Source organism: Cupriavidus sp. 01L45, from assembly GCF_056399885.1.
Window position 1 is genome coordinate 1 of the sequence record NZ_JBFTSG010000032.1, and the last position, 16,584, is coordinate 16,584.

Below are 16,584 nucleotides of genomic sequence, written 5' to 3' on the forward strand. Positions count from 1 at the left end.
CTCGATCTGGAGTACCCGGCGCGCGAAGATCCGTTGTCTGCGGACGTTTCGAATGTCTATTGGATGGGGCCGGACAACGGCCGCAGTTGGCTGACTCTGGCGGTCCTTCACGATCATCGGGCAAGCAACATGACGGTGCGCAACGGCCGATGAACCGACAAGCGCCGCCGACGTGCGAGTGGCCGTTGTTTAGTGTTGAAGCGACGCTCGAGCGTCCGAATGGACCACCGGGCCGACGGCCGGAACTGGCCGGAAGCAGTCATCGCCCATAACAGCCTTCCAAACAGACGAGATCACCCCGACCATCGCCCGCCCGGCAATCCCCCTATCGCTGCACCATAGTCATATAGTCGACCGTCAAACCAGCCAACGCCCTGACCCCATTCACCAACGCCGCCTCGTCCACATAAAACTCCGGCGAATGATTCGCGGGTGCCTTGTTCACATCCGTCCCCTTGGGCGTCACCCCCAGGTTAAAGAACAACCCCGGCACCTTCTCCTGATAGAACGAGAAGTCCTCGGAAGCCGTCAGCTTCGGGCTAATCATCCAGTTCCCGTCCCCCGCCACACGCTTGAGCGTGGGCGCCATCTTCTCGGTCAGCGCCGGCTGGTTGACGGTGGCGTTGTAGAGTTCCAGCACCTTGAAATTCGCCTCGGCGCCGGCGCTGGCGGCGATGGCTTCGGTGGTGCGCTTCATGCGGGCGTGGATGTCCTTCCTCATGCCTTCGTGGTAGGTGCGGATGGTGCCCTTCATCTCGACCATTTCAGGCACGATGTTCATGCGGTTGCCGCCATGGATGGTGCCCACGGTGATGACGGACGGTTCCAGCATGGCGTCGACCTGGCGGCTCTGGATGGTCTGCAGGCCGAGCACGATCTGGGAGGCCACCACGATGGGGTCGATGCCACCCCAGGGCAGTGCACCGTGGGTCTGGCGGCCTTTGACGTCGATGCGGAACTGGTCGGCGGCGGCCATGGCGGGGCCGCTGCGCCAGCCGAGCTTGCCAGACTCGATGCCGCTGCTCACGTGCAGGCCGAAGATGGCATCCACCTTGGGATTGTCCAGCACGCCTTCCGCCACCATCTGCTTGGCGCCCCACATATTGCTGCCGTCAGGCTCGAAATCCGCCGGGCTTTCCTCGGCCGGCTGGAAGATGAACTTGACCGTGCCGGGCAACTGGTCCTTCATGCCGGCCAGCACCTCTGCCGTTGCCATCAGGATCGCGACGTGCGTGTCATGCCCGCAGGCGTGCATCACGTCCACCTCCTTGCCCAGGAACAGGCCCTTGGCCTTGGAGGCGAAGGGCACGTCCACGCGTTCCTTGACCGGCAGCGCATCCATGTCCGCGCGCAGCGCCACCACCGGACCCGGCTTGCCGCCCTTGAGCACGCCTACCACGCCGGTCTTGGCTACGCCCGTCTTCACCTCCATGCCGAGCTTGCGCAGGTGGTCCGCCACCAGCCTGGAGGTGCGGACCTCGTAGTTGCCAAGCTCCGGGTGCTGGTGGATATCGCGGCGCCAGGCGATCAGTTGCGCCTCGACCGCCTTGGCGCGGGTGTCGATCTGCGCCTGCAGGCTTTCGCCGCTGGCGCCTTGGGCTTGTGCGGCGGGGACGAGACAGAGCAGGCCGGCGGCCAGCGAGAGTGCGGACAGGCCAGCACGCAGTGTGGAGCGCGTGGACGTTTGGGAACGATGGGCTTGTTGCACAGCCATGAAGTGGTCTCCTTGATTTTGCTGTCGACCCTGAAAAACGGGGCCTGGCCCGGCCCCGCAACCGTATGCGTACCGCGCCTCAGCGGATGCCCAGGCGCGCGCGCGTCTGGCCCAGCGCCACCAGGCTCACCACAGCGCAGGCCATCAGGTAGAAGCTCGGCGCCAGCTTGCTGCCGGTGGCGCCGATCAGCCAGGTCAGGATGAAGGGCGCAAAGCCGCCGAACAGTGTCACCGCGATGTTGTAGGACAGAGAGAGGCCGGTCGTGCGCGTCTTGACAGGGAAGATCTCCGACGCCAGCGCGGGCAGCGCGCCGAAGTACAGCGTCATCATCAGCCCCAGCGCCACCTGCACCGCCAGCATCATGCCGAAGCCAGGATAGTGGCTGAGCAGCCAGAACAGCGGCCAGATCGACACCAGCAGGAGGACCGCGGCGATGCGCATGGGCGCGATGCGGCCGTAGCGATCCGACCAGTGCCCGACCAGCGGCGAGAACAGCATCTGCACCATGCCCGTGGCCAGGGTGGCAGCGAATGCGGTCGAGGGTGGCAGGCCCAGCTGCTTGACGGCATAGGTCGGCATGTACAGCACGAGATAAGTCGACACCGTGGCGACAATCACCACGCCCATCGCCAGCAGCAGGCGTTCCTTCTGGTGGCCAAGCGTGTCGCGCAGCGGCGTGTCGGTGGTTTCGGCATGGAGGAATTCGGGTGTTTCGTCGACATGGCGGCGGATGTAGTAAGCCACCGGGCCGATCAGCAGGCCGAACAGGAAGGGCACGCGCCAGCCCCAGGATTGCATCTGCTCGGGCGCGAGCGTGGTGGTGAGCACGGCGCCGAAGCCCGCCGCGAGCAGGGTGGTCAGGCCCTGGCTGGCGACCTGGAAGCTCGAGTAAAAGCCGCGCCGGTCGGGGGCATGCTCTGCCAGGAAAGCCGTCGCGCTGCCGAACTCGCCGCCTGCGGAGAAGCCCTGGATCATGCGCGCCAGCACGATGCCGACAGGTGCCAGCACGCCGATCGAGGCATAGGTGGGTAGCAGCGCGATGATCAGCGTACCCACCATCATCAGCAGGATCGACAGCGTCAGCGCGGCGCGGCGGCCTTTGCGGTCGGCATAGACGCCGATCACGATGGCCCCCAGCGGCCGCATGAAGAACGACACGCCGAACGTGCCCAGCGTCAGCAACAGCGAGGTGGTTTCGTCGTGGTTGGGAAAGAACAGCGCGGAGATGGTGACGGCGAAGAAGCCGTAGACGACCAGGTCGAACCACTCCAGGGCATTGCCGATGGAGGCCGATATCACCGCGCGCCAGGGATGGCGCGAAACGGGCGCTGCCGCCTGCGCCGCGCCGGTGTTGCCGGTACCGCTTGCCGATACTGCTGTCATGGTGTCTCCCTGTTATTTTTGGACATGACGCAACAACCGGCCCGCCGCGGAGGCGGGCCGTCCACAACGCAAAAAACGGCTTAGTTCACCCGCAGGCTGTCGACCACCTTGTGCAGGAACGACTCGCAGGCGGCGAGTTGTTCCAGTTCGACGAACTCGTCGGGCTTGTGCGCCTGCTGGATATCGCCGGGGCCGCACACCACGGCCGGGATGCCGGCGCGCTGGAACAGGCCGGCCTCGGTGCCATAGGCGACCTTGTTGACGTCACGGTCGGCGGTGAGCGCGCGCACCAGTTGCGTGATGGCTTCCTGCTCGGCCACGTCGAGCGACGGCGCGGCGGCGATCTTGCTGATGGTGAGGCCGGCGTCGCCGTGCTCGGCGCGCATCCTGGGCAGCAGCACCTCGTTGGCGTAGCCCTGGATGCGGGCGAAGATGGCTTCGGGATCGACCCCCGGCAGGTTGCGGAACTCGAACACGAACTCGCACAGCGCCGGGATGGTATTGAGCGCGATACCGCCCTGGATGGTGCCGGTCTGGGCGGTGGTGAAGGGCACGTCGAAGTCGCGGTCGTAGGGGCCGTTGGCCTTGAACTCGTCGGCGATGTCGCGGATGAAGCAGATCAGGCGCGCGGCGTACTCGATGGCATTGACGCCCTTGGGCGTGAGCGACGAATGCGCGGCCTGGCCCTTGACGCAGCAGCGGTAGGCATTGATGCCCTTGTGCGCCACGATCACGCGCATGCTGGTGGGCTCTCCCACGATGCAGCCGGCCGGGCGCACGCCGCGATCGCGCAGTTCGGCCAGCAGGTAGGGCGCGCCCATGCAGCCGATCTCTTCGTCGAAGGACAGCGCGTAGTGCACCGGCTCGCGCAACTTGGCCTGCAGGATGGTGGGCAGCAGCGCCAGGCTGGTGCCGATGAAGCCTTTCATGTCGCAGGTGCCGCGACCGTACAGGCGGCCGTCGCGGATCACCGGCTTGAACGGATCGGTGGTCCAGTTCTGGCCGTCCACCGGTACCACGTCGGTGTGGCCCGACAGCACGATGCCGCCATCGGTGCTGCCGTCTGCGGCGGGCACGGTGACGAACAGGTTGGCCTTGTCGCCCTGCGGGTTGTAGGTCAGGTGGGGGCGCAGACCCTTGGCCAGGAAATGATCGCGCACCGCTTCGATCAGGCCGAGGTTGGAATGGCGGCTGGTGGTGTCGTAGCTGACCAGGCGCTGGGTCCAGTCGAGCGCGCTGCCACGGTTGGCGGCATCGGCAGGCTTGCTGAGGGTATCGGCTTGCATGGCTTGGGGCCTTTGGCTTTGGGTAACGTGTTAACGTGTTAAGTGAACGATGCTACACCGAGGCGGGCTGAAGGTCCATGCACGGTGCACCATCGCCGCCCGCTCTCGCGGCAATGCGCCGGAAGCGGGTAGCAGGGTAGCGGGGTAGCGGGGTAGCGCGGAGCAATGATCAGGCCAGTTGGCGCAACGTGTGCTTGATCGTTTGCGCGCGCACTGCAATATCGGGCATCTTGGCCTCGATGCGCAGCTTGTCCTGGCCGGCGAGCTTGATGTGCCGGTTCTTCTGCACCAGGTCGATGATCTTCATCGCATCGATCGGCGGGTTGGGCAGGAACTGCATGCTGATCGCCGCATCGCTGGCGTCGATCTTGCGCACGCCCAGCGGCACGGCGGCAATGCGCAGCCGGTGGGTTTCGATCAGCGCCTGCGCCTGCGGCGGCAGCCGGCCGAAGCGGTCGATCAGCTCCTCCTGGATATCGTCCACGCGCTCGGCCGCTTCGCAGTTGGCCAGGCGCTTGTACAGCGACAGGCGTTCGTGCACGTCGGTGCAATAGTCGCTGGGCAGCAGGGCCGGGGTGCCGAGGTTGATTTCGGTGGTGGCCGCCAGCGGCGCCATCAGGTCGGGCTCCTTGCCGGCCTTGAGCGCCTTGACGGCGGCATTGAGCATGTCGGTGTAGAGCTGGAAGCCGATCTCGTGGATCTCGCCGGATTGCTTGTCGCCCAGCACTTCGCCCGCGCCGCGGATCTCCAGGTCGTGCATGGCCAGGTAGAAGCCCGAGCCCAGTTCTTCCATCTGCTGGATGGCTTCGAGACGGCGCTGCGCCAGCTTGCTCAGGCCGTCCACATCGTGCACCAGCATGTAGGCGTAGGCCTGGTGGTGCGAGCGCCCGACGCGGCCGCGCAACTGGTGCAGCTGCGCCAGGCCGAACTTGTCGGAGCGGTGGATCAGGATGGTGTTGGCGGTCGGCACGTCGATGCCGGTCTCGATGATGGTGGTGCACAGCAGGATGTTGTCGCGGCGCGCGACGAAGTCCCGCATCACGCGCTCCAGCTCGCGCTCGTGCATCTGCCCGTGCGCCACCGCGATGCGGGCTTCCGGTACCAGTTCGGCGAGCTTGGCGCGCTTGTTCTCGATGGTGTCGACTTCGTTGTGCAGGAAGTAGACCTGCCCGCCGCGCTTGAGCTCGCGCAGGATGGCCTCGCGCACCACGCCGTCTTCCTCGCGCCGCACGAAGGTCTTGATGGCCAGGCGCTTTTGCGGCGCGGTGGCGATCACCGAGAAATCGCGCAGGCCTTCGAGCGCCATGCCCAGCGTGCGGGGGATTGGCGTGGCGGTCAGGGTCAGCACGTCGACCTCGGCGCGCAGGGTCTTGAGCATTTCCTTCTGGCGCACGCCAAAGCGGTGTTCCTCATCGATAACGACCAGCCCGAGGCGCTGGAACTTGACATCGTCCGACAGCATCTTGTGCGTGCCGATCACGATGTCGGCGGTGCCGTCGTTGATCTGCTTGATGGCGCCGTCGATCTCCTTCTTGGTCTTGAAGCGCGACAGCTCCACGATCCGCACCGGCCATTCGGCGAAGCGGTCGGAGAGATTCTGGAAATGCTGCTCGGCCAGCAGCGTGGTGGGCGCCAGGATGGCCACCTGCTTGCCGCCCATGACCGCGACGAAGGCGGCGCGCAACGCGACTTCGGTCTTGCCGAAGCCCACATCGCCGCATACCAGGCGATCCATCGGCTTGCCCGAGGTCATGTCGGCAATCACCGCGGCGATGGCGGCGGCCTGGTCCGGTGTTTCCTCGAAGCCAAAGCTCTCGGCGAATTTCTCGTAGTCCCTGGGCGTGAGTTCGAAGGCATGGCCCTGGCGCAAGGCGCGGCGCGCGTACAGGTTGAGCAGTTCGGCGGCCGTATCGCGGATTTGCTGCGCGGCTTTGCGTTTCGCGCGGTCCCACTGGCCGGAGCCGAGCTGGTGCAGCGGCGCGGTGTCCGGATCGGCGCCGGAGTAGCGCGAGATCACGTGCAACTGGTGCACCGGCACGTACAGCTTGCTGCCTTTCTCGTAATCCAGGTGCAGGAATTCCTCTTCGCCCTGGCCCATGTCGAGCGTGACCAGGCCCTGATAGCGGCCGATGCCGTGTTCGCTGTGCACCACGGGGTCGCCGATCTTGAGCTCGGCCAGGTCGCGCACCATCGAGTCGACCGCGCTGGCTTGTTCCTGCTTGCGCCGGCCCGTGCGGCGCGCGGTGCCGGCATACAGCTCGGCCTCGGTGACAAAGGCCAGCGGCGCGATGCCGTCCGCGCCGGCCAGGGCGAAGCCGCTTTGCAGCGGCGCCACCACGATGGAGAAATGCGAGTCGCCGGCCAGGAAGGCGGCAAAGTCGTCGATCGGCTGCGGGCGCAGCCCGCTTTCGCCGAACAGCTGCAGCAGGGTTTCGCGCCGGCCGGCGGAGTCGGCGCACATCAGCACGCGCCGGTCCTTCTTCAGCAGCAGGGCTTCGAGGTTGACCAGCGGGTCTTCGGCGCGGCGGTTGACCGAGACATCGGGCAGCGGTTCGGCCAGCGGCGTAGTGTCCGCACTGGCGGCAGCCTGCAGCACCAGCCGCGCCAGCGGCTTGGCGCCGGCGAAGAACTGTTCCTCCAGCAGGAACAGCGCCGCGGGCGGCAGCAGCGGCCGCTCGCGGTCATGGCGCATGAAGTTGTAGCGCTGCGTGGTATCGGCCCAGAAACGGCGGATCGCCTCGTGTACATCGCCGACGTAGGCGATCTGGCTATCGGCCGGCAGGTAATCGAAGACGGTGGCCGAGCTTTCGAAGAACAGCGGCAGGTAGTACTCGATGCCGGCCGACGGTACGCCGTTGCCAATGTCCTTGTAGATCGTCGATTTGCTCGGATCGCCTTCGAACAGTTCGCGCCAGCGGCCGCGGAAGGCGGTGCGCGCGGCTTCGTCGAGCGGAAACTCGCGGCCGGGCAGCAAGCGCACTTCCTTGACCGGGTAAAGGCTGCGCTGGGTGTCGGGGTCGAAGGCGCGGATGGTTTCGATTTCCTCGCCGAACAGGTCGATACGGTACGGCAGCGGCGAGCCCATCGGGAACAGGTCGATCAGGCCGCCGCGCACGCTGTACTCGCCGGGCCGCATGACGGCGCTGACATGCTCGTATCCGGCCAGCGTGAACTGTGCCTTGAGCGCGGCTTCGTCGAGCTTCTCGCCCTGCTTGAAGAAGAATGTGTAGGCCGCCAGGAAAGCAGGCGGTGCCAGCCGGTAGAGCGCGGTCTGCGCCGGCACCAGCATGATGTCGCACTGGCCGCCCTGGATGTCGTGCAAGGTGGCCAGCCGCTCGGAGACCAGGTCCTGGTGCGGCGAGAAACTGTCGTAGGGCAGGGTTTCCCAGTCGGGCAGCAGGCGCACCCGCAAGTCCGGCGCGAACCAGGGGATTTCCTCGGCCAGTCGCTGGGCGTCGATTGCATTGGCGCACATCACCGCCAGCATCGGCACGCGCTCGCGGTGCTGGCTGGCGTAGGCGGCCAGCGCCAGGGCGTCGGCGGAGCCGGCCAGGCCGGACACGGTGTTGCGCTGGCCGGCCTTGACCAAGGGGAGGTTGGCGAAGGGGGCGGGACGATTGGCTTCAGGCATCGGGTGCGGGCTGGCTTGGTGGCTTGCTTGGGGCGTTGCGGACGTTGCAGGCGGTATGTGCTGTGCGTGTGCGTACGGTTGCGGGCAAGAAAGCGTGCCATGCAACAGCGACACCCCGCCGGCGTTGCGGGCGGGGTGCAGGCGGAGCAGGCGGCGCTCACAGGAACAAAGGCACTGCGCTTTCGTCGCCCGCATGTCCGCGGGCGAAGGCCGTATTATAGAATGCGCTCCGAAATCCGCGTTTTCAATGCCTTGCCTCGCGCCTGCCAGTCGGGTGGCGAGGGTGGAAAACTTGAAAGCCTTGCGCCGTGCTCCGTGCACGGCACCCACCTTGCCCCCTTGCGCTATCCGTGTCTGCTCGCCGTTTTGCCCTGATCCCCTGTGCCGGTACCGGCAGCCGCGCCGGCGGCAGCTTGCCCAAGCAATACCAGACTGTGGCCGGCCGGCCGATGATCTGGTACGCGCTGGCCGCCTTCGCGGCCTGCGATGCCATCAGCGCCACCGCGCTGGTGCTGGCGCCGGACGATATGCCGCTGGAGTCCCGCTTCGGCGCGGCGGCCTTTGCCGGCCTGCGTTTTGACACCGCGTTCGTGGGCGGCGATACGCGTCATGCTTCCGTGCTGGCGGGCTTGCATCACCTGGCACAGCTCGGCGCCACCGACCGCGACTGGGTGCTCGTGCACGATGCCGCGCGTCCCGGGCTCACGCCTGCCATGATCCACGCGCTGGTGCGCGCCGTGGAGGGCGAGAGTGGCGCGGAAGAAGATGGCCCCGACGCCGCCATCGGCGGCATCCTGGCGGTGCCGGTGCCCGATACGCTCAAGCGCGCCGACCCGGCATCCGGCGCCCAGCCGGCTGCCGTGGTGCGCATCGGCGCCACGGTACCGCGCGAGGGTTTGTGGCAGGCGCAGACGCCGCAGATGTTCCGCGTCGGCGTGCTCCGGCAGGCGCTGCAGGAAGCGTTGGCGGCGGGCGCGGTGGTGACCGACGAGGCCAGCGCGATCGAGCGGCTGGGCCTGCATCCGCGGCTGGTCAACGGCTCGCTGCGCAATTTCAAGGTGACCTATCCCGAAGACTTCGCCCTGGCCGAGCTGCTGCTGGGCGAAGACGCCGCCACGAAGCCCTGAAACCCATTCCCTAACCCGATCCTGAAGGAGTGCCGCTCCCATGACCCCATTCGATATCCGCGTCGGCCAAGGCTACGACGTGCACGCGCTGGTGCCCGGCCGCAAGCTCATCCTGGGCGGCGTGGACATCCCCCACGATCGCGGCCTGCTCGGGCATTCCGACGCCGACGCGTTGCTCCATGCGATTACCGATGCATTGTTCGGCGCGGCAGGCCTGGGGGACATCGGCCGGCATTTCCCTGATACCGATGCGCGTTTCGCGGGTGCGGACAGCCGTGTGTTGCTGCGCGAGGCCGCTCGGCGGGTTCGCGAGGCCGGCTACGAAATCGGCAATGTGGACGCGACCGTGATCGCGCAGGCGCCGAAGCTGGCGCCGCATATCGGCGCCATGGTGGCAAACCTGGCCGAAGACCTCGGCTTGCCGCCGGCAAGCTGCAACGTCAAGGCGAAGACCAATGAGAAGCTGGGCTTCGAGGGAAAGCAGGAAGGCATCGTGGCGCAGGCCGTGGTGCTGATCTGGCGCGGCACGATCGCGAACACGCAGGACTAAGGCTGACGGCGGGGACGGTGACCGCCGGGCCGGCGTTCGGCCGTCCCGGTGTTCAGCCTTTGGACGTTGTGCCGGCCTCCGCCGCTTTTTCGGGCGACAGGGTGTAGACGTAGTCGATCAACCGGGCCATCTGTCCTGAGCGCGCACCAGCCTCCGTGCGTTTGGCAAAGCCCATTTGCTCGCAAAGCCGGTTGGCGGATTTCATTTCCGGCATGGTCCGCACCAGCAACGCGCTGGCGCCGATATCGCGCGCGCGCTGGATGCAGACCTGCATCAGCGTGCGGCCCAGCCCAAGGCTCCGCGCCTGCGGGTTCACCGCCAGCAGGCGTGCTTCCGGCAGGCCTAGCGTGATGGTGCTGCCGTCCAGTGCCTGCAGGGTGGCGCCCGGGTGGCAGAACAACACCGCACCGCTGATGCCGTGATCGGTTTCCGCCACCCACCATTCCATTTCCGAGGTTGTTGCCGCCAGCACGGATTTCATGCCTTGCTGGAAGGACGCCCGGCAATCCTCCATGATCTCCAGTTCGTATTGGCCATAGGCCTGCTGGGTCACCGCGGCAATGTCGCCCCAGTCGTGCACGGCGGCGAGCCGGTAATGGAAGCGCGGGGAGGTATGCGAGGGAAGGGAGCTCATGGCGGAGGGGTGAAGACTGTGACCTTTGCTGGATTGTAGGCTCTTCGGTGCACAAATGCAGTCAGTGAATCACCGACTTGGCACACCGGCCACAGGCTTGCGCCGCCACGAGCGGAACGTGTGGCGGGGCCCCGTGGACGCACCATGAAGGCCGGGCCGGCACGTGCCGGCCTGCGGCCCTGTGCGGTCTTATTCCGCGGCGATCACATTGGCGGCGGCCACTACGACGGCAGCAATGCGGCCCACGTCGCGCAGTTGCTGCGCGGTCATGCCTTGCTCGTTCTTGAGCAGCGCGTAGTGCGACTTGATGCAGAAATGGCACTTGCCGACGATGGAGGCGGCGAGCGCATACATCTCGAAGCGGCGCTTGTCCACGCCGCCATGCGTGGCGTACGCATTCATGCGCAGGCCGGCCGGCTGGGTGGCCAGATCGGGGTCGTCCGCCATTTCAACGAACGGATACCAGACGTTGTTCATCCCCATCAGCGCGGCGGCGGTCAGCACCGCGTTGGTTTCCTCGGGCGACAGCACGCCGGCATTGCGGATCGCATCGACAATCACGCGGCTCTTGGCGGCAAACGCCGCAGCCAGGGCTACCGCTACCGCATCGTTGCCCTCGAGCGAGGAGCGGGCGATGGTGCCGTCAAGGTTCAGGCGAATGTCCTTGGCGTAGTCAGGGATGAGGCCTTTAATCGTGCTGAGGAATTCCATACAAATCTCCTATCGGTAGGGGCTCAAAAAACCCGCCATGGCGGGTTTCGAGGTGCGGGCCGGAGCCCGCCGCGCAAATCGTCACAAACCACCGGCCATTGAGCACCGGCGGTTTGTTCAGCATGCCAGCTGGTCGACAGCTTACAGCGTGGCGCCGCCAACAGCGCGGTTGCACGGGCACAGCTCGTCCGTTTGCAGGCCGTCGAGGATACGCAGGACTTCGTCCGGGTTACGGCCGACGTTCAGGTTGTTCACCGACACGTGCTGGATGACATTGTCCGGATCGACGATGAAGGTAGCGCGCAGTGCGACGCCGGCAGCGTGGTCACGCACGCCAAGCTGGTCGATCAGCGAGCCGGTCACGTCGGCGAATTGCCATTGGTCCAGCTTGTTCAGGTCCTTGTGCTCACGGCGCCATGCCAGCTTCACGAATTCGTTGTCGGTCGAGCCGCCCAGCACGATCGCGTCGCGGTCGGCGAAGTCGCCGTTCAGCTTGGCGAAGGCAACGATTTCGGTCGGGCACACGAAGGTGAAGTCCTTCGGGTAGAAGTAAATGATCTTCCACTTGCCTTCGAACGATTTTTCGGTGATGTCTTCGAAGGCCGACTGGCCGTTCTCTTCATGGTTGTTGAAACCCGGCTTGACACCGACGACGTGGAAGGCTTCGATCTTGTCACCAACGGTCTTCATAGACTGCTCCTGGATACGGTTGAAGAGAAACGCTCGCGCTGCCAGCCAGGCCTTGAGGCCCGGGCTGCCGCGCAACGAACATGGATTATGCGTCATCCCCGGAGGCGGGGCTAATTGATATTCTCAAAGAGCCCGATAGCCAGGCGCGGGGGGCCGCGTGTCCGGCAGCGCGCGCGCCGATCGACGATGGTGGCGGCGCCATGTTGCGGCGCGATGTCAGCCGCCTCCGCCGCTCGCGCAGCCCTGCCGGAAGGGGGAGTCTACCCCAGCAGGGCCGCCGTGGCGTAGCTCAGACCGTCCTGGCCGCCGGTTCGACGTAGGCGTGCTGCCGTCCGCCGCGGAAAATCACCAGCGTGGCGATAAGCCCGCACGCAGCGGCGAACATCAGCCACAGGCCGGGCGCGGCCTTGTTGCCGGTGCTGTGGATCAGGTAGGTCGAGATGGCCGGCGTGAAGCCGCCGAACAAGGCCGTGGCGAGGCTGTAGGCCAGCGAGAAGCCGGCAGTGCGCACCGCGGGCGGCATCACTTCGGTCAGCGTCACCACCATCGCGCCGTTGTAGCTGCCATACAGGAAAGACAGCCACAGCTCGACCATCAGCAGGCGGCCGAAAGACGGCTCAGCCACCAGCCAGGACACTGCCGGATAGGCCGTGAGCAAGGTGAGGATGGTGAAGATCACCAGCAGGGGCTTGCGGCCCACGCGATCCGACAAGGCACCCATCAGCGGCAGCCAGATGAAGTTGGACAGCCCAACGCACATGGTGACGATCAGGTTGTCCACGTCGTCGAGCTTGAGCACGGTCTTGCCGAAGGTCGGCGTGTAGGCGGTGATCATGTAGAACGACACCGTGGTCATCACGACCATCATGCAGCCGGCGATGATGATGCGCCAGTTCTCAAGCATCGAGCGGTAGATCTCGCGGATGGCGGGGCGATGCTTGCGCGTCTTGAATTCCTCGGTTTCCTCCAGCGAGCGGCGGATCAGGAACAGGAAGGGCACGATCAGGCAGCCGATCAGGAACGGCACGCGCCAGCCCCATTCACCCATCTGCTCGGGCGACAGCATGGCATGCAGGACCACGCCGAGCAGGCCGGCAAAGATCACCGCCACCTGTTGGCTGGCCGACTGCCAGGCCACGTAGAAGCCCTTCTTGCCGGGCTTGGCGATCTCTGCGAGGTAGACCGACACGCCGCCCAGTTCCACCCCTGCGGAGAAGCCCTGCAGCAAGCGGCCCGCCAGCACCAGCAATGGCGCGGCCACGCCGATCGAGGCATAGCCCGGCACGCAGGCGATCAGCAAGGTGCCCAGCGCCATCAGGACCAGGGTCAGGATCAGCCCCTTGCGGCGGCCGTGATGGTCGATATACGCGCCGAGGATGATGGCGCCGAGCGGACGCATCAGGAAGCCCGCGCCGAAGGTCGCGAGCGAGAGCATCAGCGACGCGAACTCGTTGCCGCTGGGGAAGAACGTCTTGGCGATGGCGGCGGCATAAAAGCCGTACACCATGAAGTCGTACATTTCCAGGAAGTTGCCGCTGACGACGCGGAACACGGTGCGGAACCCGTGTTGCTGGGTGGGGGAGTTTGACATTTGGCTGTCTCTCGCAGATGCCGCCGGTTGGTTCCGGAGGCTTGATTTTGGTCGGCTGCCAGCCAGGATCCGGGATCAGCTATGCGGGGGACTGGCCTTGGCTGGGCTTGGGTTTGGGGGTGTCCTGCTGATGGCGGCAAGTTTGCGCCGGGGGGGCTGTCATTACGCTGTCAAATGGCTTTCAGTTTGATATCAAATGCTGTCGAAAGCCTGTCAGCGGAGGGGGGGCGGTGGGGTGTTGTTGGCGTTTGTGATTTAACGTCAACTGTAACTGCTTAACTTCAAAGTCAATGGCTTAAAGTCAAAGGCAGTTTCACCTCCCCTGCGGGGAGGCGACCTACTTTCTTGTCTCGCCAAGAAAGTAGGCAAAGAAGGCGCCCCATACGGGATGAGCAAACCTTCACGGCTCGCTTCGCATCGCGGGATGGTGTGGCCCGCCCGTCGGGCGCTTCTCACGGCTAAACCGAATCGCGGATCGGTTGCGGCGCCTTGATTTGAGATCTTGCGCAGTGCGAGCGCTGGGGTTTGGGGTCGGCGGGGCTGCGCGCGTTTTACGCCCGCCTGAAAAACGCACTGACAACCAGCCCCGTAGCCGGCGCTGGCCGGTTGGCCAACATCAAGCGCCCGCCATTCCGCTGCAGGATACGGTTGACAATCGACATGCCCAATCCCGCCCCCTTCGCTTCGCTGCGCGCGCCATCCAGCCGGTAGAACGGTCGCGTCAACAAAGGCAACTGGGCTTCTGGCACACCATTGCCATGGTCGGCCACCGTCAGCACGGCTTCTTTGTCTTCTATCCGCGTACTGATCTCGACGACCGCCACCCCGTTGTCTTCATCCTTGGCATAGCGCCGCGCGTTTTCAACGAGGTTGTCGAGGATGCGCTGCACTTCCATGCGGTTGGCAACGGCCATCACGGGGGCGCTGGCGCGTACATGCACGCGCACATCGTCGTGCGCGCCATAGACGCCGACAGCATCCTGGACAAGGGCGGACAGGTCGACGGGTTCGACCGTCTCCAGCGCCGGCCGGGCGTAGTTGAGGAATTGCCCGATGATGGCGTCCATCTGTTCGATGTCGGCAATCATGGCCTCGCGTGTGGTGTCATCCACGGGCGACATTTCGGTTTCCAGCCGCAGCCGCGTGAGCGGTGTGCGCAGGTCGTGCGAAATGCCGGCCAGCATGACCACGCGGTCGTCGTCGAGCTGGCGCAGGTCGCGCACCATCTGGTTGAAGCTGTGGTTGGCCTGCGCTACCTCGCTGGCGCCGTGTTCGGGCAGTGTGGGCGGGTCGCCCCCGCCGCCGATGGCGCGCGCCGCGTTGGCCAGCCGCTTGAGCGGGTGGTTGACCAGTGACGTGATAAAGGCGGCGCCGATGATCGACAGCAGCAGCGCGGCAATACTCCACCAGAGCCACTGGATGCCGGGCACGCGTTCGAACCGTTCGGGGCTGATCGCGACCCAGTAGTCGTCGCCTTCGATCTCGAAGCTGACCCAGACACCCGGGATGTCGTTCACCGTGGTCGCGATCACGGTGCCTTCGCCAAGCCGGCTGCGAATCTCCTGCTGCACCAGTGGGGTCAGGAAGGGATTTGTCGTCGCTACCGTGAAATCGTCGTCTTTCTCACGCGGGTAGACCTTGATGCCTTCGTTCTGCACCAGGTCGAGCAGCAGGAAGCGCCGCCGCGCGGGGTCGGAATAGAGCAGGGCTGCGCGCGTGAGCTTGACCACGCTGACCACCTGCATGGCGACCTGCTGGGCGCGCGGAGCGCGTTCGAAGAGCCGATAGCTCTGGAACCAGATACCCAGCGAGATCGCCAGCAAGAGGGCGATCAGCATGAAAGTTCGCCAGAACAGCGAACCGAACAGGCGCGTAGCCGTGCGGCTGATGACAGTCGCCACGATCCGCGGCGCCTTACTTCACGCCATCGGGGATGAATACGTAGCCGAGGCCCCAGACCGTTTGTATGAAACGCGGGTTGCCCGGATCGGGCTCGATGAGCTTGCGCAGGCGCGAGATCTGCACGTCGAGACTGCGGTCGAATACCTCGTACTCGCGGCCACGCGCCATTTCCATGAGCTTCTCGCGCGACAGCGGCTGGCGCGGATGCCGGGCGAAGACCTTGAGCACCGAGAACTCGCCGGTGGTCAGGGTGATCTCTTCGTCGTTCTTGGTCAGCGTGCGCGTAGCGAGGTTGAGCACGAAGTCGCCGAAAGCGAAGGTTTCCGGTGTTTCGGAGGGGGCGCCGGGGACTTCGGCGGGGCCCTTGCGGCGCAGCACCGCGTGGATCCGCGCAATCAGCTCGCGCGGGTTGAAAGGCTTGGGCAGGTAGTCGTCGGCACCCATCTCGAGGCCGACGATGCGATCGACATCCTCACCCTTGGCGGTAAGCATGATGATGGGCGTCTGGTCGTTGGCGCCACGCAGCCGGCGGCAGATCGACAGGCCATCCTCGCCCGGCATCATCAGGTCGAGTACTAGCAGGTCGAAACGCTCGCGCAACCAAAGCTTGTTCATCGCGGTGGCGTTTTCTGCTACCAGTACCGTGAAGCCCTGTTCGCCAAGGTAGCGGCGCAGCAGGTCGCGCAGACGGGGGTCGTCGTCTACGACGAGAATCTTGTGACTGGTATTTTCCATGGCGGTATCTTAGCGACAAACGCTTTCGGTCAAAATGGCTTAACAAAAGGTTACATACTTTACCGCGTGGTATGCGGGCGCGCATCTACCCTGCGTTTACACTGCCGCATACCGTTTCCGCAGCCAGTCCCACGGGTTTTTCGTGGGTTTCCGCCGTGAAAACTCACTGCCATGAGGCGGCGAGGCGGGGCTACCGGATTTCCGGCTTCCGGCGGTCCTGCTACTGCCGCTTCCGAAGCCAAAACCGCCATTATCAATGAAAGTCACCCGCAAGCGCGCCGGGCGTACCCTTTACCGCGCCGGCGCGGCTGTCGCGCTGCTCCTTGCTGCCAGTGCGGGATACCCGCAATCGCCTGGCATGGCGCACTTGCTGCCTGGTCCCGGCAAGGCCGGACTCCGTGAGGGCGGCCCGCACAACGGGCAAGATGAGGCGCGCGCGCGCGCCGGAAAGTACCGCACCGAGCGCGATCTGAACGAGCGTTTGCCCCGCGCACTCCCAAACGACAAACTTTCGCCGGACGATCGGCGCAAGCTGCGCCAGAACCTGTATGAACTGGGGCGGGAGATGTACCAGGGCGGCTAGGCCGCGCATATGACGCAGCTTGGCATAGTGCGCGGCATCCGGATAT

Annotated in this window: 13 protein-coding genes; 3 read left to right on the forward strand and 10 right to left on the reverse strand. The window is 65.4% G+C overall.

Annotation, left to right across the window (positions count from 1 at the left end; translation table 11 throughout):
- Positions 1-325: 325 nt before the first annotated feature.
- The 4 genes from AC1DT6_RS21625 to mfd form a co-directional block, all read right to left on the reverse strand.
- On the reverse strand, positions 326-1,714 hold the full coding sequence (locus AC1DT6_RS21625) for an amidohydrolase (protein WP_441634004.1): 1,389 nt from the start codon (positions 1,712-1,714) through the stop codon (positions 326-328).
- 79 nt (positions 1,715-1,793) lie between these two features.
- Positions 1,794-3,098, reverse strand: a complete 1,305-nt coding sequence (locus AC1DT6_RS21630; protein WP_441634006.1) for an MFS transporter — start codon at positions 3,096-3,098, stop codon at positions 1,794-1,796.
- An 80-nt stretch (positions 3,099-3,178) separates the two neighbouring features.
- Positions 3,179-4,384 carry an acetylornithine deacetylase gene (argE, locus tag AC1DT6_RS21635; RefSeq protein WP_441634008.1) on the reverse strand — a complete coding sequence of 402 codons (1,206 nt, stop codon included), beginning with the start codon at positions 4,382-4,384 and terminating at the stop codon, positions 3,179-3,181.
- 169 nt (positions 4,385-4,553) lie between these two features.
- A complete protein-coding gene (gene mfd, locus AC1DT6_RS21640) occupies positions 4,554-8,015 on the reverse strand; it encodes a transcription-repair coupling factor (RefSeq protein ID WP_441634010.1) in 3,462 nt (1,153 codons plus the stop codon).
- Positions 8,016-8,365: 350 nt separating this feature from the next.
- Between mfd and ispD the strand changes: the two genes are divergently transcribed.
- Together ispD and ispF are read left to right on the forward strand one after the other, a co-directional pair.
- The gene (gene ispD, locus AC1DT6_RS21645; protein WP_441634012.1) at positions 8,366-9,142 is read left to right on the forward strand and encodes a 2-C-methyl-D-erythritol 4-phosphate cytidylyltransferase; all 777 of its coding nucleotides are present in this window, start codon (positions 8,366-8,368) and stop codon (positions 9,140-9,142) included.
- Positions 9,143-9,182: 40 nt separating this feature from the next.
- Positions 9,183-9,692: a 2-C-methyl-D-erythritol 2,4-cyclodiphosphate synthase gene (gene ispF, locus AC1DT6_RS21650; protein WP_477103203.1), complete on the forward strand. Its 510-nt coding sequence runs from the start codon at positions 9,183-9,185 to the stop codon at positions 9,690-9,692.
- Positions 9,693-9,744: 52 nt separating this feature from the next.
- On the opposite strand, the gene AC1DT6_RS21655 is transcribed toward ispF, so the two are convergent.
- The 6 genes from AC1DT6_RS21655 to ompR all read right to left on the reverse strand — a co-directional run bounded on the left by AC1DT6_RS21655 (position 9,745) and on the right by ompR (position 15,955).
- The gene (locus AC1DT6_RS21655; RefSeq protein WP_477103204.1) at positions 9,745-10,326 is read right to left on the reverse strand and encodes a GNAT family N-acetyltransferase; all 582 of its coding nucleotides are present in this window, start codon (positions 10,324-10,326) and stop codon (positions 9,745-9,747) included.
- 189 nt (positions 10,327-10,515) lie between these two features.
- Positions 10,516-11,037, reverse strand: a complete 522-nt coding sequence (locus AC1DT6_RS21660; RefSeq protein ID WP_035860200.1) for a carboxymuconolactone decarboxylase family protein — start codon at positions 11,035-11,037, stop codon at positions 10,516-10,518.
- 141 nt (positions 11,038-11,178) lie between these two features.
- A complete protein-coding gene (locus tag AC1DT6_RS21665) occupies positions 11,179-11,727 on the reverse strand; it encodes a peroxiredoxin (RefSeq protein ID WP_020201245.1) in 549 nt (182 codons plus the stop codon).
- Between the two features lie 289 nt (positions 11,728-12,016).
- A complete protein-coding gene (gene tcuC / locus AC1DT6_RS21670) occupies positions 12,017-13,318 on the reverse strand; it encodes an MFS transporter (RefSeq protein ID WP_441634018.1) in 1,302 nt (433 codons plus the stop codon).
- 551 nt (positions 13,319-13,869) lie between these two features.
- A complete protein-coding gene (locus AC1DT6_RS21675; RefSeq protein ID WP_035871030.1) occupies positions 13,870-15,219 on the reverse strand; it encodes an ATP-binding protein in 1,350 nt (449 codons plus the stop codon).
- A 13-nt stretch (positions 15,220-15,232) separates the two neighbouring features.
- Complete coding sequence (ompR, locus tag AC1DT6_RS21680) at positions 15,233-15,955, reverse strand: osmolarity response regulator transcription factor OmpR (protein WP_006576352.1); 723 nt, start codon at positions 15,953-15,955, stop codon at positions 15,233-15,235.
- A gap of 256 nt (positions 15,956-16,211) precedes the next feature.
- Here ompR and AC1DT6_RS21685 point away from each other — a divergent pair, with 256 nt between their 5' ends.
- On the forward strand, positions 16,212-16,538 hold the full coding sequence (locus AC1DT6_RS21685) for a hypothetical protein (protein ID WP_441634021.1): 327 nt from the start codon (positions 16,212-16,214) through the stop codon (positions 16,536-16,538).
- The last annotated feature ends 46 nt before the right edge of the window (positions 16,539-16,584 follow it).

Bases quoted from the DNA above. Each gene is read 5' to 3' on its own strand.
- ompR (WP_006576352.1), bottom strand. From the start codon at position 15,955: ATGGAAAATACCAGTCACAAGATTCTCGTCGTAGACGACGACCCCCGT.
- AC1DT6_RS21685 (WP_441634021.1), top strand. From the start codon at position 16,212: ATGAAAGTCACCCGCAAGCGCGCCGGGCGTACCCTTTACCGCGCCGGC.
- AC1DT6_RS21665 (WP_020201245.1), bottom strand. From the start codon at position 11,727: ATGAAGACCGTTGGTGACAAGATCGAAGCCTTCCACGTCGTCGGTGTC.
- tcuC (WP_441634018.1), bottom strand. From the start codon at position 13,318: ATGTCAAACTCCCCCACCCAGCAACACGGGTTCCGCACCGTGTTCCGC.
- mfd (WP_441634010.1), bottom strand. From the start codon at position 8,015: ATGCCTGAAGCCAATCGTCCCGCCCCCTTCGCCAACCTCCCCTTGGTC.
- AC1DT6_RS21630 (WP_441634006.1), bottom strand. From the start codon at position 3,098: ATGACAGCAGTATCGGCAAGCGGTACCGGCAACACCGGCGCGGCGCAG.
- AC1DT6_RS21655 (WP_477103204.1), bottom strand. From the start codon at position 10,326: ATGAGCTCCCTTCCCTCGCATACCTCCCCGCGCTTCCATTACCGGCTC.
- AC1DT6_RS21625 (WP_441634004.1), bottom strand. From the start codon at position 1,714: ATGGCTGTGCAACAAGCCCATCGTTCCCAAACGTCCACGCGCTCCACA.
- ispF (WP_477103203.1), top strand. From the start codon at position 9,183: ATGACCCCATTCGATATCCGCGTCGGCCAAGGCTACGACGTGCACGCG.
- argE (WP_441634008.1), bottom strand. From the start codon at position 4,384: ATGCAAGCCGATACCCTCAGCAAGCCTGCCGATGCCGCCAACCGTGGC.
- AC1DT6_RS21660 (WP_035860200.1), bottom strand. From the start codon at position 11,037: ATGGAATTCCTCAGCACGATTAAAGGCCTCATCCCTGACTACGCCAAG.